Genomic DNA, 21921 nt, shown 5'->3' with positions numbered 1-21921 from the left:
GGAACATAACTTAAGAAACATTAACAGGTTAAGTACTTCATCAAGAGTATGAGGAACATAACTTAAGAAACATTAACGAGTTAAGTACTTCATCAAGAGTATGAAGTTCTTAACCTAAGCTTGAATCACGTGCTAAGCCATTTTTATTCATAAGTCAGGTCGTATAAAGGGTTTGTGTTATAACCTTTTTCCACTATTATCCAAAAATCTAGTCTTATACGGTCTTTATACCATATCCTTTTTCAAAATTTATACAAGTTTCCTAAAATAAAATGAGATTATCCATATTTTTCATCTGTAATTAATTGCAATAAAAGTACATTTTTAATGAAATCCACCTAAGTATTAATAGATAGATGTAGTTTTGATATAATGGAGAAATGGAATGATGAATGGAGGATCTTCATGTACGATTTTAGAGAATGGAGACATGTTTTTAAGCTGGATCCGAATAAGGAAATCAGTGAGGAACATTTAGATGCAATTTGTGAATCTGGAACAGATGCAATTATTGTTGGTGGAAGCGATGGGGTGACATTGGACAATGTCCTTCACTTAATGTCTCGAATCCGACGTTATACTGTACCAGCTGTTTTAGAGATTTCAAATATTGAGTCAGTTACACCTGGCTTTGATTTATATTTTATTCCTACTGTATTAAATAGTAGTGATACACAATGGATGATGGGGATGCATCATGAGGCGGTAAAGGAATTTGGAGATGTTATGAATTGGGAAGAAATGATTATGCAAGGTTATTGCATTCTTAATGAAGACTGTAAAGCGGCTAAGCTGACAAGTGCAAATGCTTCTTTGGGAAAGGATGATGTTGTAGCCTATGCAACAATGGCTGAAAAAATGTTTTCCCTCCCTATTTTTTATATAGAATACAGTGGAACGTACGGGGATAAGGAGATTGTTTCAGCTGTAGGAGAAACACTAGAAACGACAAAACTGTTTTACGGCGGTGGAATAAAGACGGCTGAACAGGCAAAGGAAATGGGCCAGTTTGCCGATACTGTAGTCGTAGGAAATATTATATACGAAGACATGAATGTAGCTTTAAAAACAGTACAAGCTGTTAAGGGATAAGAATGGAAATCCACATAAAAATCGGATAAAATAGAACGTATGTACGATACTGAAATAGGACGGTGAAGAAATTGCAATTTATTAGCAATAAATTGTTATCGGGATTAAACGAAGAACAACAAGAAGCGGTTAAAGCAACAGATGGTCCACTTTTAATTATGGCGGGAGCAGGGAGTGGTAAAACTCGAGTTTTGACACACCGTATTGCTTATTTAATGGTGGAAAAAGAAGTTGCGCCGTGGAATATCTTGGCGATCACCTTTACTAATAAAGCAGCTCGAGAAATGAAAGATCGTGTACAAGCAATTCTAGGAGGAGCAGCTGAAGATATTTGGATTTCAACTTTCCACTCAATGTGTGTTCGAATTTTACGAAGAGACATCGACCGAATGGGGTACAATCGAAACTTCTCCATTTTAGACACAACTGATCAGCTTTCGGTTATCAAAAATATTTTAAAAGAAAAAAATATTGATCCGAAGAAATTTGACCCACGTACGATTCTAGGAACAATCAGCAGCGCGAAGAACGAATTGCAAACACCTGAAGAATATGAAAAAACAGCGGGTGGCATGTATGAGCAGATTGTAAGTGATGTCTATAAGTTGTATCAAAAAAGACTGCGTAAAAACCAAGCGCTTGATTTTGATGATCTCATTATGACTACAATTCAACTTTTCCAACGAGTTCCGGAAGTGTTGGAATTCTATCAGCGTAAATTTCAGTACATCCATGTGGATGAGTACCAGGATACAAACCGTGCCCAGTATATGCTGGTTAAGCTTCTAGCTTCACGTTTTAGGAATTTGTGTGTTGTGGGTGATTCAGATCAGTCGATTTATCGTTGGCGTGGCGCGGATATCACCAATATTCTTTCGTTTGAAAAAGATTATAAAAATGCAAAGGTAATTTTGCTTGAACAAAACTATCGTTCAACAAAACGAATCTTACAGGCAGCAAATGTAGTTATCCAAAACAATATGAACCGTAAACCGAAAAATCTCTGGACGGAAAATGACGAAGGGAAAAAGCTGTTGTACTACCGTGCCGATAGTGAATCTGGGGAAGCGCAGTTTGTTGCAGGGAAAATACGTGAACTTGTAGATGGTGGACAACGAACCTTTAAAGACATTGCGATTTTATATCGAACCAATGCCCAATCTCGTGTGATGGAGGAAGTCTTGCTTAAATCCAATATCAACTACCAAATTGTTGGCGGAATTAAGTTCTACGACAGGAAAGAAATTAAGGATATTTTGGCATACTTGCGCACAATTGCGAATCCAGACGATGATATTAGCTTAACGAGAATTATCAATGTCCCAAAACGTGGAATTGGTGCGACTTCTATCGATAAGATTGCCAACTATGCAATTGCACAAGACCTTTCCATGTTCCAAGCCTTGCAAGAGGTTGAACAGATTGGTTTAAGTGCAAAAATCACAAAAGCATTACGCGAATTTAGAGATTTAATTAATAATTGGGTCCAAATGCAGGACTATTTATCGGTTACTGAATTGGTTGAAAATGTTTTAGAGAAGACAGAATACGTTGAAATCTTAAAGGCTGAAAAAACACTTGAATCTCAGAGCCGAATTGAAAACATCGAAGAATTTTTATCTGTTACTCAAAACTTTGAGAAAACAAATGATGACAAAAGTCTTGTGGCCTTTTTAACAGATTTAGCATTAGTGGCTGATATTGATAAACTAGAAGAAGATGAAAATGATAAAAATAATGCAGTTGTCCTGATGACACTTCACTCTGCGAAAGGACTTGAGTTCCCGGTTGTGTTTTTAATGGGAATGGAAGAAGGAGTCTTTCCACATAGTCGTTCTCTTATGGAAGAAGCGGAAATGGAAGAAGAACGCCGCCTTGCTTATGTAGGGATTACAAGAGCGGAAGAAGAGTTGTATTTATCAAATGCACAAATGAGAACCTTGTATGGACGAACATCAATGAATCCAGTTTCACGTTTTATTGCTGAGATCCCAGAGGATCTTCTTGAAGATTTGGGCCAGCAACGCAGACAGCAAATGCGTACTCCATTTTCTTCGTCATCCTCACCTTCACCTGCGAAACAGCCAGAAAGAAGGGTTTTCTCAAGACCAGTTGCACAATCCACTGGCGGAGATGAAATTGGTTGGAAGGTTGGCGACAAGGCTGAGCATAAAAAATGGGGAATTGGAACGGTTGTCAGTGTGAAGGGAGAAGGGGAATCGAAGGAACTGGATATTGCATTCCCTAGCCCAACTGGAATCAAACGATTGCTTGCAAAATTTGCACCAATCACGAAGGCAAACTAGGAAAGAGAGGTTTGGTGTATGGATAAAGTGGCAGCACAAGAAAGAGTTCAGGAGCTTCATGAACTTTTAAACCAGTACAATTATGAATATCATGTATTGGATAAACCTTCTGTACCAGATGCGGAGTATGACCGGTTAATGCGTGAGTTGATTCAGCTTGAGGAGGAATTTCCTGAGTTACAAACAGGAGATTCTCCTACAGTCCGCGTTGGTGGGCAGGTTCTAGAATCCTTTCACAAAGTAGAGCATCGAATTCCAATGTTAAGTCTCGGTAATGCATTTAATGAGCAGGATTTGCGTGACTTTGACCGCCGTGCACGTCAAGCGGTTGGTGATTCTATCTCTTATGTGTGCGAGTTAAAGATTGATGGTCTTGCTGTGTCTCTACGTTATGAACAAGGTCGTTTTGTTCAAGGCTCTACTCGCGGTGACGGGACGATTGGAGAAGACATCACGGTTAACCTAAAAACGATTCGTTCGATTCCACTTCGTTTAAAGGAGGAGATCGATATTGAGGTTCGTGGAGAGGCATTTATGCCGAGAAAATCTTTCGAAAAGCTAAATGCGGCTCGACTCGAAAATGAAGAAGAACCATTTGCAAATCCGAGGAATGCGGCTGCAGGTTCATTGCGACAGCTTGACCCGAAAATTGCAGCAAGTCGCAATCTCGATATCTTCTTATACGCGATTGCGGACTCAACGAATCTAGGGGTCGATTCACATAGTGAAGGCCTTGATATGCTTGATGAAGTAGGCTTTAAAACAAACCCTGAACGCAGAAGATGTGCAAGTATAGAGGAAATTCTAGATTACATTGCGGAATGGACAGAAAAGCGTCCAGCTCTTGCGTATGATATTGATGGGATTGTCATAAAAGTTGATTCATTTGATCAGCAGGACGAGCTTGGATTCACTGCAAAAAGTCCGCGATGGGCTGTTGCCTATAAGTTTCCGGCAGAAGAAGTTACTACTAAGCTGATTGATATCGAGTTAAGTGTCGGTCGAACTGGAGTAATCACACCTACGGCTATCCTTGAGCCTGTTCGTGTGGCAGGGACAACCGTGCAGCGAGCATCTCTTCATAATGAAGATTTAATTCGTGAAAAGGACATCCGGATTGGGGATACTGTAGTCGTAAAAAAAGCAGGGGATATCATTCCAGAGGTTGTGAATGTCCTTGTTGAAAAACGAACAGGTGAGGAACCAGAGTTCTACATGCCGACACATTGTCCGGAATGTGAGAGTGATTTAGTCCGTTTAGATGGAGAAGTCGCTTTACGTTGTATTAACCCGAAATGCCCAGCCCAGATTAGAGAAGGGTTGATTCATTTCGTTTCTCGAAATGCCATGAATATAGATGGACTTGGTGAAAAGGTGATTTCACAATTATTTGATGAAAAATTGATTTCAGATGTTGCAGACCTGTACACATTAACAAAGGAACAGCTGATTAATCTTGAACGCATGGGTGAGAAGTCCGCAGATAATCTTCTTGCCGCAATTGAAAATTCAAAGTCAAACTCCTTAGAAAAACTACTATTTGGTTTAGGGATTCGACATGTTGGAGCTAAAGCAGCAAAAACATTGGCCCAGCATTTTGAAACAATGGAGAAGCTACAGGTTGCCACAAGGGAAGAACTTACGGCGATCAATGAAATAGGCGAAAAAATGGCTGATGCGGTTGTCACTTATTTTGAGCTCTCAGAGGTTCATGAACTTCTAAATGAACTACGTGAGTATGGAATAAATATGGAATATAAAGGTCCTAAGCTTGTATCTGTAGAAGATAGTGATTCCTATTTTGCTGGAAAGACCATCGTTCTTACGGGTAAGCTTGAGCAATTGTCAAGAAATGAAGCAAAAGCTGAAATTGAGGCACTTGGAGGAAAGGTTACAGGAAGTGTAAGTAAAAGCACTAACCTTCTGATTGCAGGTGAAGCAGCTGGCTCGAAGCTTACAAAAGCACAGGATTTAAAAATTGAGATTTGGGATGAGGAAAGACTGGTACAAGAACTAAGGAAGTAAGAGGTGTTCGAACTTGAGAAACCTATACCTTCTAGGCTTAGCGTTTTTGCTTCTTTTATCTGGGTGTGCCCCTAAATTTGAACAAGAGACAGAAGTCGTTCAGGATTCAGATAAGAAAGCGGAGAAAGCGATTATTCCTAGATATAATATTTCAGATTCCTATTATAAAGCGGTCCTTCCTTATAAGACAGGAAAAGCGCGGGGGATTGTTGCATCATATATTAACAATCGATTGGATATCGATGAATTCGAAACGGGATTAATGCGAATCGCTCAGGATTCATTTCCATCGGACAAATATTTTTTCCAGGAAGGCCAGTATCTTGAAAAAGAGACGGTTCAAGACTGGTTAAAGCGGAAAAGGTCATCTGCCCAGCAGGAAGCATATGAAAAGGCATTAGAGAAAAAGAATCTACCAAACGAAGGACTAAATCCGATATTTGATACCTCAAATGAGGACCCAGGCTATGAGGCAGCTATGAAGAAGAGTCCAATCTATGTTGCTGCAATTACGGAACAGAACTATTTAATTAAAAATAATGAAGACAAATTAGAAATTGGAGGAATTGTCATTGGAATAGGCATGAACTCCCATCATTATTACAATTTGCCAGATTCAATGGGTGGATATCCAAGGGATGTAGAAATTTCGAATGCTGAAATCGAAAGAGAAGGAAAAAAAGCAGCAGAGGAAATCATTAATCGAATTCGAACCGAAAAAGAATATGCAAGTATACGTGATATTCCAATTGTCGTTGCTTTGTTTAAACAGCAGGCAGTTAGTGCAGTTGCCCCAGGAAACTTTATCATGAAGGCAAAAGTGGATGCTAACTCGTCGAATATCGGAAAATGGGAAACAATTAATGAAAAGTATTACTTCTTTCCATCTAACGAGGCAAAAAGTAATTATCGTGAGGATTCGTTAATGGTACAAAATTTTTCTGACGCTATTGCAGATTTCTTCCCTAATTTTACAGCAGTTGTCGGAAAAGGTTTTTATAAGGACGACGAGCTACAGGAGTTAACTCTTAAAATCCCTATGCAATTCTATGGAAAAGCAGAGGTTATTGGTTTTACACAATACGTGACGGGTCTAATAATGGAGCATTTTGAAAACTATATTTCGCTTCAGGTATATATCGAATCTGAAAGTGGAGCTGAGAGTGTTATCATACGGGATGCAGGCGAAAGTGAACCGACTGTTCACGTGTATAATTAAGAGTAGAGAAGATCTAACCACATACGCGTTAGGTCTTTTTTACCAGGGAGTTCTAGTGTAGTTGTTACTACCCGTAATAAGGAATTCCAATTCCTTGCAACATGTGATTGGTGAAATTAAATAAGCATAGGCTACCATTGTCCCTTAGTACAAAAACAAGGATTTGATAAAAGTGGAACTTAAACATTTACAATATTTTATTGAGATTACGAGAACTGAAAATTTTACAAATGCTGCTGAAAATTTATTTATTACGCAGCCTGCCCTAAGCAGAATTATCAAATCATTAGAGAATGAACTTGGTACACAGCTTTTTATTCGGAAGAGAAAAAAACTAATATTAACAGAAGCGGGACAAATATTAAAAAAACATGCATTGAAAATTGAGCAACAGTTAGAGCATCTAGATGAAGAGATGAATCAAGCATTCATGCTAAAAAAAAGGCATGTCCGCATCGGGCTACCTACCATTACCAATTCTATCTTTTTCTCACAATTACTCTCTTCGTTCCATCAAGAATATCCTGAGGTGACATTCCAATTAGATGAAGATGGTTCAAAAGCGATAGAAGAGAAAATTATTAATGGGTTACTGGATTTTGGAGTAATCGTTCTTCGTAAAACAAATAGTCAATTTGACTATTTGTTGTTTGTTAAGGAAAAATTAAAACTTGTTGTCCCATCGGCTCATTACCTTGCCAAGAGACAGGGAGTGTCATTGGATGAACTTAAGGAAGAGTCATTTATTATGTTTAATCGAGAATTTGAATTGAGGAGTCTTGTCGTTTCAGCTTGTAGGGAGGCTGGTTTTCAACCATCCATTATTTCTGAGACGTCACAGTTAGATTTCATTCAGGAAATGGTTGTTTCGAATTTGGGTATCACTTTGCTACCAGAAAGTATATGTGAAGAACTAACAAATGAACTTGCAAATGATATTCAAACGGTCAACATAACAAATCCGACAATCGAATGGAATTTAGCAATGGTCTGGAAAAGAGATGAATACTTATCACAAGTTACCAAAGAATTTATCCGGTTTGCAAAAGCAAAGCTGACAACTGTTAACCCGTATGATTCATAATATAGCTGGACATAAATGTCAGAAAGTTCCCCTGGTTAAGGAGGAGCTTTTTTTATTTGGCTCTTTTCTAAAAGGTTGTTGCTTTTTGAGATAAAAATGCAAACCTAGTTGATTGGAGCGTAAGGTGGCGACTCCTCGAAAATGTATTCACATTTTCTTCGTGCGCGGGTTATTTCAAGGAAGCAAATTCAATGTCCAGCGGGAAAAGCGTGAGACTTGAGACCCCGCAGGAGCAGCAGCGACGTGGCCAGTTTCAGCGGCTAGAAACTTGAGAAATTTCAACTCCTTGTTTCTGTGCAAGCCGCCTCCACATTTCGTTGAGGAGGCTCACGCCACGCCCGCGGAAAGCGTCCACCTGAAGCGGAAGTCAACGTTATAAAAAACAACAAAGTTTGCGAAAACAGCCATTTATTTTATGGTTTGGGGGCGTTTACATGCAATTTTGTTATGTATGTTATATATGAATTGGCATTGTATTTTTCTACTTTGGCAGTAGTATAATTGTCCTTGTGAAAAAAAATCTAATGCTTATGAGATTCATTCTTGTAGCATTTATATAAATGGTGATGATTAAATGGAAGCAAGGAAAGTTAAAGAAACGCGTGTTATTCAAACCGATCAAGTACTGATCAATGATTTGAACAATTATCATACTTTATTTGGCGGAGTTCTAATGAAGAAGATGGATGCCTGTGCAACACTTTCTGCCCGCAGACATTCACGGATAAAGGAGTGTGTTACGGCATCGACTGACAATGTTAATTTCATTGAACCAATCCGAGTAACTGATTCTGTATGTATTGAATCATTTGTCAGCTATACAGGGAAAAAGTCAATGGAGATTATCTGTAAAGTGATTGCTGAAGATCTTGAAACTGGGAAACGAAGAATGGCGGCAACAGCATTCTTGACTTTTGTCCCTCTTGACGAAAATAAAAGACCAATGGAAGTGCCAGGTGTTATTCCGGAAACAAAGGAAGAAAAGTATCTTTATGAGACGGGAAAAGAACGAGAAAGAATTCGCAAGTTAAAAAGGAAACAAAATCATGAGCTTGTGGCTAACCTTTCACTGGACAAACCATGGGATTAATGGGAAATAAACATAAATAAGGAAGATGATTATATGATAGTAGTAGCAAGTTACAAGCAATTGAAAGATGCACAAAATGCGATTGAAAACTTAAACAAGACAAAGCCAACTATTTATAAAAAATTCATAAATATCATTAAGTTAACCCGTCGAATGCAGTATGGGTATCAATATATGGGCTCATTAATTATGGGGGAAATCCAACCAATGTCCTCAGAAGATTATGTAGCATCTGTTTATCAAAGAGAAGTTGAAAAACTAAGAGCGGATGCAAAATTTAATGAATTGAGAGAAATGTTGAATACGCATAAACAGCTTAGTTATGTAAATATCAGTAAATTAGCATTAGGTGAAAATCCAACAGCATTAGTTGGTCCATCTTCAATCCGTTCATAAGACAAAAGACAAATGAATATACCACTGGAAACAGTGGAGTGTAAGGGTGTATTGGACATTGATTCAATTCACCCTTTTGTTTTGGATGGAACTACCCTTTTACAGTACAAAATGAGTATAAAGAGTATTTCGACTATTTAATTCCTGTTTGAAGTAAGCGCTTTATTTTAGTAGAATGATATTGTTATCTTTAAAGATTACAAAGGGAGGCGAAGTAGAATGGTAGTACCTTACAAACATGAACCATTTACTGATTTTTCAATTGAGGAAAATAAGAAAGCGTTTGAGGCCGGTCTGAAGACTGTAGAATCATATTTAGGCAATAATTACGACCTAATTATAGGTGGTGAACGCATCTCAACCGAAGACAAAATCGTCTCTGTAAACCCTGCTAACAAAGAGGAAGTAGTTGGCCGTGTGTCAAAAGCAAACCGAGAGCTAGCTGAAAAGGCTATGCAAGTTGCGGATAAAACATTCCAAACGTGGAGAAAGTCAAGCCCGGAAATGCGTGCTGATATTCTTTTTAGAGCAGCAGCAATCGTTCGTCGTCGCAAGCATGAGTTTTCTGCTTTACTCGTAAAAGAGGCGGGTAAACCTTGGAATGAAGCAGATGCAGATACAGCAGAAGCTATTGACTTTATGGAGTACTACGGGCGACAAATGTTAAAATTAAAGAATGGAATTCCGGTAGAAAGCCGTCCAATTGAACATAATCGTTTTACTTATATCCCACTAGGTGTTGGGGTTATCATTTCACCTTGGAACTTCGCTTTTGCGATTATGGCCGGTATGACTACGGCTGCATTGGTTTCAGGTAATACGGTGTTACTGAAACCAGCAAGTACAACTCCAGTAATTGCTGCGAAATTCATGGAAGTTCTAGAAGAAGCAGGATTACCTGCAGGAGTTGTCAATTATATCCCTGGAAGTGGCTCTGAAGTGGGTGACTACCTTGTAGATCACGCAAAAACTCGTTTCATCAGCTTTACTGGATCACGTGATGTCGGTTTACGTATATATGAGCGTGCATCCAAATTGAATGATGGCCAAATCTGGTTAAAACGTGTCATCGCTGAGATGGGCGGTAAAGATACAATCGTCGTTGATAAAGAAGCTGATCTAGAATTAGCAGCTAAATCCATTGTTGCATCAGCATTCGGATTCTCTGGACAAAAATGTTCAGCATGTTCACGTGCAGTTATCGTGGAAGATGTATATGATGAGGTACTAAGCCGTGCTGTTGAATTAACAAAGGAACTAACAGTGGGAGACCCTACTCAACAATCAACCTATATGGGGCCTGTTAATGACCAAGGTGCTTATGACAAGATTATGAGCTATGTTGAGATTGGGAAGAAGGAAGGGAAACTTCTTCATGGTGGAGAAGGTGATGATTCTAAAGGCTGGTTCATCCAACCTACAATCTTCGCTGATGTGGAAGAAGAGGCACGTATCATGAAAGAGGAGATATTTGGTCCTGTAGTCGCATTCAGTAAGGCACGCGATTTTAACCATGCAATTGACATTGCAAATAACACAGAGTATGGATTAACAGGTGCAGTTATTTCAAACAACCGTGCAAATATCGAAAAAGCAAAGGAAGACTTCCACGTGGGTAATCTCTATTTTAACCGTGGTTGTACGGGAGCAATTGTAGGCTATCAACCATTTGGTGGATTCAATATGTCTGGAACAGACTCAAAAGCAGGTGGCCCAGACTATCTTCTTCTTCACATGCAAGCTAAAACAATATCTGAAATGCTATAAAAATAAACGCCCTTTCGTCACATGAGAGGGCGTTTTAATGTTTAATGGTGATGATGTCCTTTTTTAGGATTGGTAATTACAAATTGCTCTTCTGGAACGTAGAAGAATTGAATCCATACACCATCTAAAAATTCCGCATCCCTCGTATCAAGAAGGACTTCAATATCCTTATCGGTTTTGACAATTTCATCATGCTCTGTAGGGTTATCAAACTGAAGGGCATAATGGGCGTGGTCACCGTGTACTTCTGTGATTACCACACGAAGCATTTTTCCTTCTGATTCTTCACTTTCGAGCATTTTCTTCATTGTTTTTGCAGCATTACGATTAATTTTTACATTCATGTCGATTCTCCTGTTTTTTTATTAAAATTTTATACTACTTATTTTCTCAGTATTTCTGAAAAATAACAAATATATAGCCTTTTTCTGAAAAAAGTTCGATTTAATTTTATTAGTTTCGATGAATAGTTATTAGATTATTAGATTTATATTGCAAATTTACACTGGATTTGTGAATAATTATACATTAGTCGTATGTTTTTATAATATTCTATCTGTTCTGTAAATTATCTTATGTTAATATTTATAAGTGTTTATCTTGAGTTGCAGTTAATATCGAAAAATGGGAATTATCATGAAATTGTATATAACTGCATAGGGATAGGATTAACGAAACCTTGAGGGGGGTGAAGGTATGGAATATAGTTTAACGGGTGTCACATATTTTTGGCTGTTCGTGCCGATGCTTTCGTTAATTGTATTATCAACTATCACATTATTTACTGACAAAGGAGAGGATGTCTAAACATGGATATTAACGTACAAACGTTAACAGCAATTATTATCTATCTTGTAGGAATGCTGGTCATCGGTATCCTTGCTGCAAGAATGACAAAAAATTTAACCGACTATGTACTGGGTGGAAGAAGGTTAGGTGCAGGGGTTGCAGCCCTTAGTGCTGGATCGTCTGATATGAGTAGTTGGCTCATGCTCGGTTTACCTGGTGCAATGTATGCTGGTGGAATGGGTGAAATATGGATTGCAGTTGGTTTGGCAATAGGTGCTTATCTGAACTGGCAATTTATTGCGAAGCCTTTCCGTGTGTATACAGAGGTTTCAAATGATTCGATAACGGTTCCTGACTATTTTGAAAATCGATTCCGTGATGGAACAAAGCTACTACGTGTTATTTCCGCGGTTGTTATCTTAGTATTTTTTACCTTCTATACTTCTGCAAGTCTTGTAGGTGGAGCAATTCTTTTAGAAAGCTCATTTAAAATGGACTATGAACTCGCCCTATGGGTTGGAGCTGCCGTCATACTTTCCTATACTTTCTTTGGTGGTTTCTTAGCTGCAAGTTGGACTGATTTTGTTCAAGGAATCTTGATGTTCCTAGCATTAATCATCATTCCAATCGTCGTGATCTACGAACTTGGTGGATGGGGTGATACAGTCAATCAAATCGGTGCTATCGACCCATCTTATCTAGATGTTATGTCTGGTGCTACTACACTTGGAATTATTTCATTATTAGCGTGGGGGCTAGGTTATTTTGGTCAGCCACATATCATCGTTCGATTTATGGGTATTAAATCAACAAAAGAGATTCCAAAAGCGCGTTTTATCGGAATGACTTGGATGGTATTATCACTATTTGGCGCAATCTTTATTGGATTTACGGGTATTGCTTATTTCGCTGATGCACCTTTAGCTAACTCAGAAACAGTGTTTATCGTTTTTTCACAAGTATTATTTAACCCATGGGTTGCTGGATTCTTACTAGCGGCGATCTTAGCAGCCATTATGAGTACAGTTGATTCGCAGTTACTTGTTTCTTCAAGTGCATTGACCCAAGATTTCTATAAAGCTATCTTTAGAAAGGAAGCTAGTCAGAAAGAAGAAATGTGGGTTGGTAGAATTGCGGTTCTTGTAATTGCAGTAATTGCTATTTTCCTAGGGTATGACCGTGATAGCAAGGTATTAGATCTTGTTGGATATGCTTGGGCAGGATTTGGAGCTGCATTTGGTCCTGTTATCATTCTCTCCCTGTTCTGGAAACGGATGAATCGTTGGGGAGCGTTAGCCGGAATGATCGTAGGAGCAGTTACAGTTGTTGTCTGGAGTATTCTTTCTACACCTAAATTGAATGAGGCTGGAGAGGTTATTAGAGAAGCAGTCATTCCATTTAGTTTGTATGAAATTGTTCCAGGTTTCCTACTTGCCACAATTACGATTATCGTTGTCAGCTTAGTTACAAAGGCACCATCACAAGAAATCCTTGATGAATTTGACGCGGTAAAAGAGAAACTGAAAAAAGCATAGAAAAGTATTCTTATAGATTGAAAACGAGAGGCCGTTATTTGCATTGTAACAAATAGCGGCCTACTTTATTAGATTTCTAATTCCTTATATCATTCTTGGGATGTAGAAAATCAAAATGTAAGTCGGAATAAGATTTTGACAGGCCAAGTAGGAAATCCAAAAGTGAGTCAGAAAACGGTACAGATTTGGACAGGCTGATAGGGAAGAGCCTGAAGTGATTCCAATTAAGATGGATTCGGATAAAATGAAGGACATTTCTTTTGTTGCCTATGTAAGCGAGGTCACTCATAATTATTTTAATAGGATAATAAGTTGCGAGGAGCCAGGATATGTCATCAATAAAGATTAAAGAAATTACAATCGAAAATTTTTATGAGTGCATTAGCTTAAAATTGGGCGAAGGGCAGGATAAGAAAATTGCGCCTAATGTATTTTCAATTGCAGAGTCTAAGGTAAATCCTTGTTATACACCGTATGCAATTTATTTGGAAGAAGTTGTGATTGGATTTGTCATGACGGATTATGATCCATCACTTGAGCCCAGAAATAAATATTGGGTTCCAAGGTTGATGATTGATGTTCGTTACCAAGGAAAAGGCTATGGTAAATCCGCGATGAAAAAAATTATTGATCAATTAAGAACAAATGAAGATTGTGAGTGTATCCGTCTATCAACAGAGCCAGACAACATAGTAGCTTTACGATTTTATGAATCCATCGGATTTGTAAATACGGGTGAGATGTTAGATGGAACAGAGATTATTTTAGAATTAAATCTAAACTAGACAAATAATGCCGTTAGTTGCTTGTACTAAACAATTAACGGCACTTCTTTGAGATATTAGATCCCTAATCCTTCAAGGTATTCGTTGACTTGCTCAGGTGTTTTCGCGTTAGCACTGTGTAAGTGTCCTAGCTTTTCTCCACCTTTATAATATAGAAGACTTGGGATTCCCATTACATTATACTTTTCAGCGATTTCAGGGAACTCGTCCTTATCCATGCTGTACCAAGGAACACTATTGTGAGTTTCGAGAACCTCACCAATGAACGCTTCAAGTCGTCTGCAATCAGGGCACCAAGTTGTATCAAATTTAATAATGGCACCTTCAGATTGAATAATCTCATTAAATTGTTCAACAGAAGTAATCCTTTCCATTCCAATCACTCCACATCCTGTATTTTATCAATCCTACTATACCAATTCCCTATTTAAAAGAGAAATAATCTGCCCAGCCAGAAGTTTCGAGTTGTTTCTTGTCGAAAACGGGAAGAATGAGGGAGGAACTATTGCCGAAACGGTGAAAATTTTGATATTATCAGTATATTGTATGGACGGTGGAGGTGAAGGGAAAATGTCGAGGATTTCGATTGAAGAAGTTAAACATGTTGCTAACCTAGCGCGTTTAGCTGTGACAGAGGACGAAGCGAAGATGTTCCAACAACAGTTAGATGCGATTATTTCATTTGCTGAACAATTAAATGAACTAGATACAGAAAATGTGGAGCCAACTTCACATGTTCTTTCCGTGAAAAATGTAATGCGTGAAGATGTTGCAAAAGAAGGATTACCAGTTGAAGAAGTTTTGAAAAACGCACCAGATGCGAAAGATGGACAGTTCCGTGTACCATCTATCATTGAATAAAGGGGGGAGACAAAGTGTCACTTTTTGATCACAAAATTTCAGAATTACAAGCACTTTTACATAAAAAAGAAATTTCAGTATCAGATCTTGTAGATGAATCATTCAAGCGTATCAATGCGGTTGATGATAAGGTACAAGCTTTTTTAACATTGAATGAAGAAAATGCAAAAGAATACGCGAAGCAATTAGATGAAGCACTTGGAAACAGTGATGAATTAGGCTTATTATTTGGTATGCCAATCGGTGTTAAAGACAATATTGTAACCAAAGGCGTTCGTACAACGGCAGCAAGTAAAATACTAGAAAACTTTGATCCGATTTATGATGCAACGGTCGTTCAAAAGCTTCAGAATGCTCAATCAGTTACGATTGGTAAGTTAAACATGGATGAATTTGCAATGGGTTCTTCCAATGAAAACTCAAGCTTTAAGGTAACAAAAAATCCATGGGATCTAGAACGTGTTCCAGGAGGGTCTAGTGGTGGATCTGCAGCAGCGGTTGCGGCTGGAGAAGTATTATTCTCACTTGGTTCTGATACCGGCGGTTCCATTCGACAACCAGCAGCTTTTTGTGGAGTGGTTGGATTAAAGCCTACGTACGGAAGAGTTTCACGTTTTGGTTTAATCGCTTTTGCATCTTCATTAGATCAAATTGGACCAGTTACACGCACAGTTGAGGATAATGCTTTCCTTTTACAAGCAATTTCTGGTGTTGATCCAATGGATGCAACTTCTGCGAACGTCGACGTACCAAACTACGTATCTGCTTTAACAGGTGATGTTAAAGGCTTGAAAATTGCTGTGCCTAAGGAATATCTAGGTGAAGGTGTAAATGAGGAAGTTCGTCAATCTGTTCTTGACTCACTTAAGGTTCTTGAAGGACTTGGCGCAACATGGGAAGAAGTTTCTCTTCCACATTCAAAATATGCATTAGCAACATATTACTTATTATCATCTTCAGAAGCATCAGCAAACCTTGCACGCTTTGATGGCGTTCGTTATGGATACCGTACAGATAATGCAGAAAATCTCATTGAGATGTACAAGCAAACGAGAAGCGAGGGCTTTGGTGACGAAGTAAAACGTCGTATCATGCTCGGAACCTTTGCGTTAAGCTCAGGCTACTATGATGCTTACTATAAAAAGGCACAAAAAGTTCGTACATTAATCAAGAAAGACTTTGAAGATGTACTTGAAAAATATGATGTCATCATTGGACCTACTACACCAACTCCAGCGTTTAAAATTGGTGAAAACATGGACGACCCACTTACAATGTATGCGAATGATATTCTAACCATCCCAGTGAACCTTGCAGGTGTACCAGGAATATCGGTACCATGTGGATTCTCAAATGGATTACCACTTGGTCTGCAAGTTATTGGTAAACATTTTGATGAAAGTACAATTTATCGTGTTGCAGATGCGTTTGAAAAAGCAACCGAACATCATAAACAAAAACCACAATTGTAAGGGGTGAAAATAGAGATGAAGTTTGAAACAGTTATCGGGTTGGAGGTTCACGTTGAACTTAAAACCGAATCAAAAATATTTTCAAGCGCACCGAATGAATTCGGAGCTGCGCCAAATACATTAACTAGTGTCGTTGAATTGGGGTACCCAGGTGTACTTCCGGTTATAAATAAAAGAGCTGTAGAGTGGGCGATGAAGGCTGCAATGGCTTTAAACTGTGAGATTAACCAGGAAACAAAGTTCGACCGTAAAAACTATTTTTATCCGGATAACCCAAAGGCCTACCAAATCTCTCAATTTGATAAGCCGATTGGTGAGAATGGTTGGATTGAAATCGAAGTAAATGGCGAAAAGAAAAAGATTGGGATTACACGTCTTCACCTAGAGGAAGATGCGGGTAAACTTACTCACTCTGGTCGTGGTTATTCATTGGTTGACTTGAACCGTCAAGGAACACCATTGATTGAGATTGTATCTGAGCCAGACATTCGTACACCTGAGGAAGCATATGCCTACTTGGAAAAACTAAAATCAATCGTCCAATACACAGGTGTATCTGATTGTAAAATGGAGGAAGGCTCACTTCGTTGTGATGCTAACATCTCACTACGTCCAGTCGGCCAAGAAGAGTTCGGTACAAAAACGGAACTTAAGAACTTAAACTCATTTGCATTCGTTAAAAATGGTCTTGAATATGAAGAGATCCGTCAGGCTGAAGTTTTATCTGCAGGTGGCGTAATCGAACAAGAAACACGTCGCTATGATGAATCTTCAAAATCAACTATTTTAATGCGTGTAAAAGAAGGTTCGGACGATTACCGCTACTTCCCAGAGCCAGACTTAGTTGAACTTTATATTGACGATGAGTGGATGGAAAGAGTTCGTGCAGAAATTCCTGAGCTTCCAGATGCTCGTAAAAAGAGATATATTGAAGAACTGGGACTACCAGAATATGATGCATCTGTTTTAACTGTAACGAAGGAAACATCTGATTTCTTTGAAGAAACAGTAGAAAGTGGCGCTGATGCAAAACAAGCCTCAAACTGGATTATGGGTGAAGTTTCAGGGTACCTAAATGCCGAGCAGAAGGAATTACATGAAATTGCCTTAACTCCAGCAGGACTTGCAGGTATGATTAAACTAATCGAAAACGGAACAATTTCTTCTAAAATTGCTAAAACCGTCTTTAAAGAGTTAATTGAAAATGGCGGAGATGCTGAAACAATCGTGAAGGAAAAAGGACTTGTTCAAATCTCTGATGAAGGTGCTCTAACAAAGATTATCGTTGAAGTGATCAGTAACAACCCTCAATCCGTCGAAGATTTTAAGAGTGGTAAAGGGAAAGCGATTGGTTTCCTAGTTGGCCAAGTTATGAAACAAACAAAAGGACAAGCCAACCCACAAATGGTAAACAAAATTCTTGCTGAAGAAATGAATAAATTATAAAAGACGAAGACCTACTTATTTTTAAAAAGTAGGTCTTTTTTTTGGTTGCCAAGCAACGGTGAGTTTTACGGTATACGGTCGGTTGAAATAGCGGAGTAGGATGTCCCGCAAGCGAATTCTACAGGTACAGGCTTGAATGAAATAGCGGTTCAGCATGCCCATAAGAGAGCTCTCCCGGTACAGGCTTGGCAGAAATAGTGTGTGGCATGTCCCGCAAGAGAGCACTACCGGTACAGGCTTGGCGGAAATAGTGCTTGGTATGTGCCGCAAAAGAGCTCTACCGGGTACACACTCGATAGAAATAGAGTGTAGCATGTCCTGCAAACGGTGCTTATTGATAAACCATTGGCAGAAAAAATATATTTATGCATTACGCATGAAACCTTCTCAGGGTCCTAATCGTAAACTAAATATAAGCGTTTTCACTCAAGGGGGTGCGAAGATGGATTTGATATGGATGATACTTGGAGCGATTGTAGTTCTTTATATTTTAATCATGATTCCGTTCCAATATCGAAATATAGCTGCAACGAAGGAAGAATTAAAGAAAACGAAAAAAACACATAATGAATTGTATGAGGACATGTCCTTCGAGGAGCAACAATTACAGTATAACCTCCAAGGGAATTTGTTAAATCTGCCATCAACATTAATCGCAGCATTAATATATAAATTACGTCATCGAGATAGTTAATTGTTTAGGAGACCTTCAAGTTTTGAGGGTCTTTTTTCGTGATTTTAAATTTTTTTATAATTTTTTTATAAAAAGTGTAGGGTATAGTAGGGTTAAGTTCGTCTAATAGGGTAGAGAAAAGAGAAGGGGGGAGAGCGCAATTCAGGATGAGATTCTGATTGAAAAGGTAAAAGCAGGCGATGAGCACGCATTTCGATTATTTATCGAAAAATATAAGAATCTAGTATTCAAGGTAATATATTCAGTTTTACGACATGAAAAGGATGCCGAGGATGCATCGCAGGAAGTGTTTCTAAAAATCTATTATGCTCTCCCCCAGTACAGTTCGCAGGGCATTAAAGCATGGATGACACGGATTGCTATGAACCACGCAATTGATGTAAAGCGGAAGAAACTTCGGCAGCAAGAAATGGTTCTTGAACCGGATGACCTCCCGACATTCTCTTCCCCAGAGGAAAATGTTGTATTGCCACTTTTACAAAAAGAACAAAGAGAACTGGTCAAAAATCGGTTACACGATATGCCTACGAATTATCGTAAAGTGATTGAAGCTTATTACATAGCAGAAAAAAGTTATAAACAAATTGCAGAAGAGCAACAGGTCGAAGTAAAGACGGTTGAAACCAAATTATACCGAGCTAGAAATTGGATGAAAAAACATTGGAAGGAGGATGATTTTAGGTGAGACATTACAGAGACGAAGAATGGTTAATGTACATGAAGGATGAATTAGCAGAATCAAGGCGGGGAGAACTTGAAGATCACCTGTATTCCTGTGACCAATGTTTAGAAATATATATGAAACTAGTAGAGGACCAAGCAGTTGAGCTTCCGGATCTTGAAAATATTCATTTTACAGACGAGGTAGTAATGAAGCTACCGGTGAACAAGGAAAAACAAAAGAAGTCTATTTTACAAAGTCCGATATTCCATTATGGAGTTGCGGCAGTTGTAACATTATCATTAATGTCAACTGGGGTCTTCCAAAGTATGACGGGTATAGTGGGGACAGTGGAGGCATCTAGCTTTTCTAAACAAAGACAATCTGTTTCAACTAGTTTGATGGAAAAAGCTTTATCGGTTTTTGACATAATCAATACAGATCAAGAGGAGGGAGAAAAATGAGTTATAATCCAGTGCTGGCATTTTTCCTATCATTTATTCCAGGTGTTGGACATTTTTATGTGAATCGAAAGATAAGAGGGTTTTTTTATGGAGTGGGTACAGTCGGGCCTATATTAATAGGAATCTTTGGATGGATGATGACTGGATTTGAAGATCCACTTTTAGTTGGGCTCATCTTTGCATTTTTTGTAGCGGTTATTAATGTATTCGATATGGTTATCTTTCTATTACGAAATAATAAGCAAAACCAAAAGCAGCAGGTAGTTCAATCGGGAGATGAACAAGTTATTGTTACTAGATCGGATGATTCAGAACGTTTCTATACAATTATTCTTTCGTTTATCCCGGGGTTAGGGCATTTTCAACTAGGCTTGCTAAACCGTGGATTAACCTTTCTTATCGGATTCTTCGGATTGGGAACCATGGTTGTGTTTATTTCCATTTTTACAGATCAAGGGGCATTCTTGGTATTTTTAGGGATTCTACCAATTTTGTGGGTATACAACATGTTTGATGCGATTCAGTTAATAGGGAAAAAACACCGTGGAGAAGAGTTAGTTGATAAGACCATAATCGAGGATTTTGAGGAAACAAGACGTGAGCAAGGGCGTAAAAGCAAAACGCTAGCAACAATTTTAGCCATTTTCCCGGGAGCAGGGCATTTGTATCTTGGCCTTCAAAAACGAGGTATACAGCTGATGGCTGCCTTTTTATTCGCGATTTATATTTTAGATGTTCTGAGGTTGTCATTATTTCTGTTTTTAATCCCCATTATTTGGTTTTATAGCTTTTTTGATGCCCTACAAAAGGTGTCAAAGCATGGAGAAGATGACCTTGAGGATGTTCCGGTCGTTTCCTATATTGTCAATCACCAAAAATGGGTCGGATTTGGGCTAATTGCCTTAGGGATTTACTATTTACTCGTAAATGTTGTCCTTCCTACGGTGGGTCCTACGATTATGAGAGTTTTCAATTTTGATGTTCAATATTTTTACTATAATTACTTCCAAGGCACGATTATTTGTATCTTACTCATTGGTGGTGGCTTGAAGTTGATGGTAGGAAGTAAAAAACGGAAGGAGAATGCGTAATGCGAAAGTGGCGGGTTGGTTCAGTTTCAATGGGGTTATCTTTAGTCTTGCTTGGGATTCTTCTTTTCCTATCACAGCTAAAAGGAATGCAAATGATGGAGCCGCTGCTTGTGTGGTGGCCAATCATTCTAATCGTGTTGGGAATAGAAATTGTCGTCTATCTATTTATGTCAAAGCAGGAAAATCCAATTGTTAAATATGACTTTTTAAGTATTCTTTTTGTTGGGATTATCGGAACAATTGGAATCGGGTTTACCTTGTTATCATCTATAGGGCTTGTTGATGAGGTTCAAGGCGTGATTGGGGCAGAGCACCGTACATTGGATTTGCCAGCAATTGAGGAAAAGTTGGCAAGTGATATCAAGCGTGTGGTCCTTGAAACGAACGGAGTAACAAGCAAAGTCGAAGGATCTACTGCGAATGAACTTCATGTATTTGGCGTGTTCCGTGCAACGGTCCACCCGAAGGCAGACCCAATCATTGCAGAAACAAAGGATTATGTATTTACAAAGGTTGTCGGGGACACTATGTACGTGACATTGAAAGAACCTGCAGATCAGACGGGTCCATTTTCTACATATGCAACAATTGAGCCCACGATTATTGTGCCAAGTTCGATTAGACTAGAGGTTCGAGGTGAACATAATAATGTCTCACTTTATCCGGGCTCACTTGAAAATAACTGGGTTGTAGATGGAGTGTCAAATGTATCGATTCATGTGAATGATAAGAGTGACATTCTGTTGTCAGCTGTTTCGAATAATGTCCTTGAGAATGGAAATATAAAGTGGGATAAAATCGATACAACTGAACGTGGTGGAATTGAAGAGGTTTACGAGGAAAGTACCACCGAAAAATTATACAAAGGCACAAAAAAGTTGGGCGAAGGAACATATAAGTTATCGATTTTTAATAGTGATCTTGTAACAGTAAATCTAGTTGAAAAAATGTAAGAAAAGGTTTTGCGATTTGGCCTTGGCTATGCGCATTTTTGTGTAATAAGCGTAAGTTAAAAGGGGCAACTTAATAGTGTTTTTTGAATATAAATGATATAGTAAATAGGTGTGGTAGAATTGGATTTTTTTGCTAATGGACCAAATTGATTAAATCATTTGGTTAAGCTATGATGTAAATGAAATATAAA

Annotated in this window: 20 protein-coding genes; 18 read left to right on the top strand and 2 right to left on the bottom strand. The window is 38.5% G+C overall.

From position 1 onward, the window contains the following. The first annotated feature begins 405 nt into the window (after positions 1-405). The 8 genes from pcrB (at position 406) to pruA (ending at position 10979) form a co-directional block, all read left to right on the top strand. Entirely contained in the window at positions 406-1092 is a 687-nt protein-coding gene (gene pcrB, locus ACR65M_RS09025; protein WP_440273131.1) for a heptaprenylglyceryl phosphate synthase, read from the top strand. Positions 1093-1163: 71 nt separating this feature from the next. Continuing rightward, positions 1164-3398 (top strand): DNA helicase PcrA, encoded by a 2235-nt coding sequence (gene pcrA, locus ACR65M_RS09020; protein WP_440273142.1) that lies wholly within the window; start codon positions 1164-1166, stop codon positions 3396-3398. Positions 3399-3416: 18 nt separating this feature from the next. Beyond that, on the top strand, positions 3417-5423 hold the full coding sequence (gene ligA / locus ACR65M_RS09015) for an NAD-dependent DNA ligase LigA (RefSeq protein WP_440273130.1): 2007 nt from the start codon (positions 3417-3419) through the stop codon (positions 5421-5423). 13 nt (positions 5424-5436) lie between these two features. Further along, positions 5437-6642: a CamS family sex pheromone protein gene (locus ACR65M_RS09010; protein ID WP_440273129.1), complete on the top strand. Its 1206-nt coding sequence runs from the start codon at positions 5437-5439 to the stop codon at positions 6640-6642. Positions 6643-6814: 172 nt separating this feature from the next. Next, positions 6815-7726 (top strand): LysR family transcriptional regulator, encoded by a 912-nt coding sequence (locus ACR65M_RS09005; protein WP_440273128.1) that lies wholly within the window; start codon positions 6815-6817, stop codon positions 7724-7726. Between the two features lie 574 nt (positions 7727-8300). After that, positions 8301-8816, top strand: a complete 516-nt coding sequence (locus ACR65M_RS09000; RefSeq protein WP_341329773.1) for an acyl-CoA thioesterase — start codon at positions 8301-8303, stop codon at positions 8814-8816. A 33-nt stretch (positions 8817-8849) separates the two neighbouring features. After that, positions 8850-9212, top strand: coding sequence for a hypothetical protein (locus ACR65M_RS08995; RefSeq protein ID WP_341329774.1), 363 nt, complete (start codon positions 8850-8852; stop codon positions 9210-9212). Positions 9213-9431: 219 nt separating this feature from the next. Continuing rightward, on the top strand, positions 9432-10979 hold the full coding sequence (gene pruA / locus ACR65M_RS08990) for an L-glutamate gamma-semialdehyde dehydrogenase (protein ID WP_440273127.1): 1548 nt from the start codon (positions 9432-9434) through the stop codon (positions 10977-10979). 41 nt (positions 10980-11020) lie between these two features. Here the strand turns inward: pruA and ACR65M_RS08985 are convergent, their stop codons facing one another. Then, entirely contained in the window at positions 11021-11323 is a 303-nt protein-coding gene (locus ACR65M_RS08985) for an iron-sulfur cluster assembly accessory protein (RefSeq protein WP_121449498.1), read from the bottom strand. Between the two features lie 465 nt (positions 11324-11788). Between ACR65M_RS08985 and putP the strand changes: the two genes are divergently transcribed. Together putP and ACR65M_RS08975 are read left to right on the top strand one after the other, a co-directional pair. Then, on the top strand, positions 11789-13303 hold the full coding sequence (putP, locus tag ACR65M_RS08980; protein WP_440273126.1) for a sodium/proline symporter PutP: 1515 nt from the start codon (positions 11789-11791) through the stop codon (positions 13301-13303). Positions 13304-13632: 329 nt separating this feature from the next. Continuing rightward, positions 13633-14088 (top strand): GNAT family N-acetyltransferase, encoded by a 456-nt coding sequence (locus ACR65M_RS08975; protein WP_440273125.1) that lies wholly within the window; start codon positions 13633-13635, stop codon positions 14086-14088. 56 nt (positions 14089-14144) lie between these two features. On the opposite strand, the gene ACR65M_RS08970 is transcribed toward ACR65M_RS08975, so the two are convergent. Then, positions 14145-14462, bottom strand: coding sequence for a thioredoxin domain-containing protein (locus ACR65M_RS08970; protein ID WP_121449495.1), 318 nt, complete (start codon positions 14460-14462; stop codon positions 14145-14147). A 196-nt stretch (positions 14463-14658) separates the two neighbouring features. Here ACR65M_RS08970 and gatC point away from each other — a divergent pair, with 196 nt between their 5' ends. The 8 genes from gatC (at position 14659) to ACR65M_RS08930 (ending at position 21730) form a co-directional block, all read left to right on the top strand. Beyond that, positions 14659-14949 carry an Asp-tRNA(Asn)/Glu-tRNA(Gln) amidotransferase subunit GatC gene (gatC, locus tag ACR65M_RS08965; RefSeq protein WP_121449523.1) on the top strand — a complete coding sequence of 97 codons (291 nt, stop codon included), beginning with the start codon at positions 14659-14661 and terminating at the stop codon, positions 14947-14949. 14 nt (positions 14950-14963) lie between these two features. After that, on the top strand, positions 14964-16421 hold the full coding sequence (gatA, locus tag ACR65M_RS08960) for an Asp-tRNA(Asn)/Glu-tRNA(Gln) amidotransferase subunit GatA (protein ID WP_341329778.1): 1458 nt from the start codon (positions 14964-14966) through the stop codon (positions 16419-16421). 15 nt (positions 16422-16436) lie between these two features. Next, positions 16437-17867 carry an Asp-tRNA(Asn)/Glu-tRNA(Gln) amidotransferase subunit GatB gene (gatB, locus tag ACR65M_RS08955; RefSeq protein ID WP_440273124.1) on the top strand — a complete coding sequence of 477 codons (1431 nt, stop codon included), beginning with the start codon at positions 16437-16439 and terminating at the stop codon, positions 17865-17867. 442 nt (positions 17868-18309) lie between these two features. Next, entirely contained in the window at positions 18310-18561 is a 252-nt protein-coding gene (locus tag ACR65M_RS08950; RefSeq protein WP_341329780.1) for a DUF3949 domain-containing protein, read from the top strand. A gap of 139 nt (positions 18562-18700) precedes the next feature. After that, complete coding sequence (locus ACR65M_RS08945) at positions 18701-19246, top strand: sigma-70 family RNA polymerase sigma factor (protein WP_440273141.1); 546 nt, start codon at positions 18701-18703, stop codon at positions 19244-19246. Beyond that, positions 19243-19686: an anti-sigma factor gene (locus ACR65M_RS08940; protein ID WP_341329781.1), complete on the top strand. Its 444-nt coding sequence runs from the start codon at positions 19243-19245 to the stop codon at positions 19684-19686. Before ACR65M_RS08945 ends, ACR65M_RS08940 begins: the two co-directional genes overlap by 4 nt. Then, entirely contained in the window at positions 19683-20777 is a 1095-nt protein-coding gene (locus ACR65M_RS08935; protein WP_440273123.1) for a hypothetical protein, read from the top strand. The genes ACR65M_RS08940 and ACR65M_RS08935 overlap by 4 nt, the downstream gene beginning before the upstream one ends. Continuing rightward, a complete protein-coding gene (locus ACR65M_RS08930; protein ID WP_440273122.1) occupies positions 20777-21730 on the top strand; it encodes a hypothetical protein in 954 nt (317 codons plus the stop codon). The genes ACR65M_RS08935 and ACR65M_RS08930 overlap by 1 nt, the downstream gene beginning before the upstream one ends. Positions 21731-21921 lie beyond the last annotated feature (191 nt).

Source organism: Ferdinandcohnia sp. SAFN-114, assembly GCF_059415045.1.
This window is presented reverse-complemented; position numbering and strand designations above follow the sequence as displayed.

Bases quoted from the DNA above. Each gene is read 5' to 3' on its own strand.
- pcrB (WP_440273131.1), top strand. From the start codon at position 406: ATGTACGATTTTAGAGAATGGAGACATGTTTTTAAGCTGGATCCGAAT.
- ligA (WP_440273130.1), top strand. From the start codon at position 3,417: ATGGATAAAGTGGCAGCACAAGAAAGAGTTCAGGAGCTTCATGAACTT.
- ACR65M_RS09000 (WP_341329773.1), top strand. From the start codon at position 8,301: ATGGAAGCAAGGAAAGTTAAAGAAACGCGTGTTATTCAAACCGATCAA.
- ACR65M_RS08995 (WP_341329774.1), top strand. From the start codon at position 8,850: ATGATAGTAGTAGCAAGTTACAAGCAATTGAAAGATGCACAAAATGCG.
- pruA (WP_440273127.1), top strand. From the start codon at position 9,432: ATGGTAGTACCTTACAAACATGAACCATTTACTGATTTTTCAATTGAG.
- ACR65M_RS08985 (WP_121449498.1), bottom strand. From the start codon at position 11,323: ATGAATGTAAAAATTAATCGTAATGCTGCAAAAACAATGAAGAAAATG.
- putP (WP_440273126.1), top strand. From the start codon at position 11,789: ATGGATATTAACGTACAAACGTTAACAGCAATTATTATCTATCTTGTA.
- ACR65M_RS08975 (WP_440273125.1), top strand. From the start codon at position 13,633: ATGTCATCAATAAAGATTAAAGAAATTACAATCGAAAATTTTTATGAG.
- ACR65M_RS08970 (WP_121449495.1), bottom strand. From the start codon at position 14,462: ATGGAAAGGATTACTTCTGTTGAACAATTTAATGAGATTATTCAATCT.
- gatC (WP_121449523.1), top strand. From the start codon at position 14,659: ATGTCGAGGATTTCGATTGAAGAAGTTAAACATGTTGCTAACCTAGCG.
- gatB (WP_440273124.1), top strand. From the start codon at position 16,437: ATGAAGTTTGAAACAGTTATCGGGTTGGAGGTTCACGTTGAACTTAAA.
- ACR65M_RS08950 (WP_341329780.1), top strand. From the start codon at position 18,310: ATGGATTTGATATGGATGATACTTGGAGCGATTGTAGTTCTTTATATT.
- ACR65M_RS08935 (WP_440273123.1), top strand. From the start codon at position 19,683: ATGAGTTATAATCCAGTGCTGGCATTTTTCCTATCATTTATTCCAGGT.
- ACR65M_RS08930 (WP_440273122.1), top strand. From the start codon at position 20,777: ATGCGAAAGTGGCGGGTTGGTTCAGTTTCAATGGGGTTATCTTTAGTC.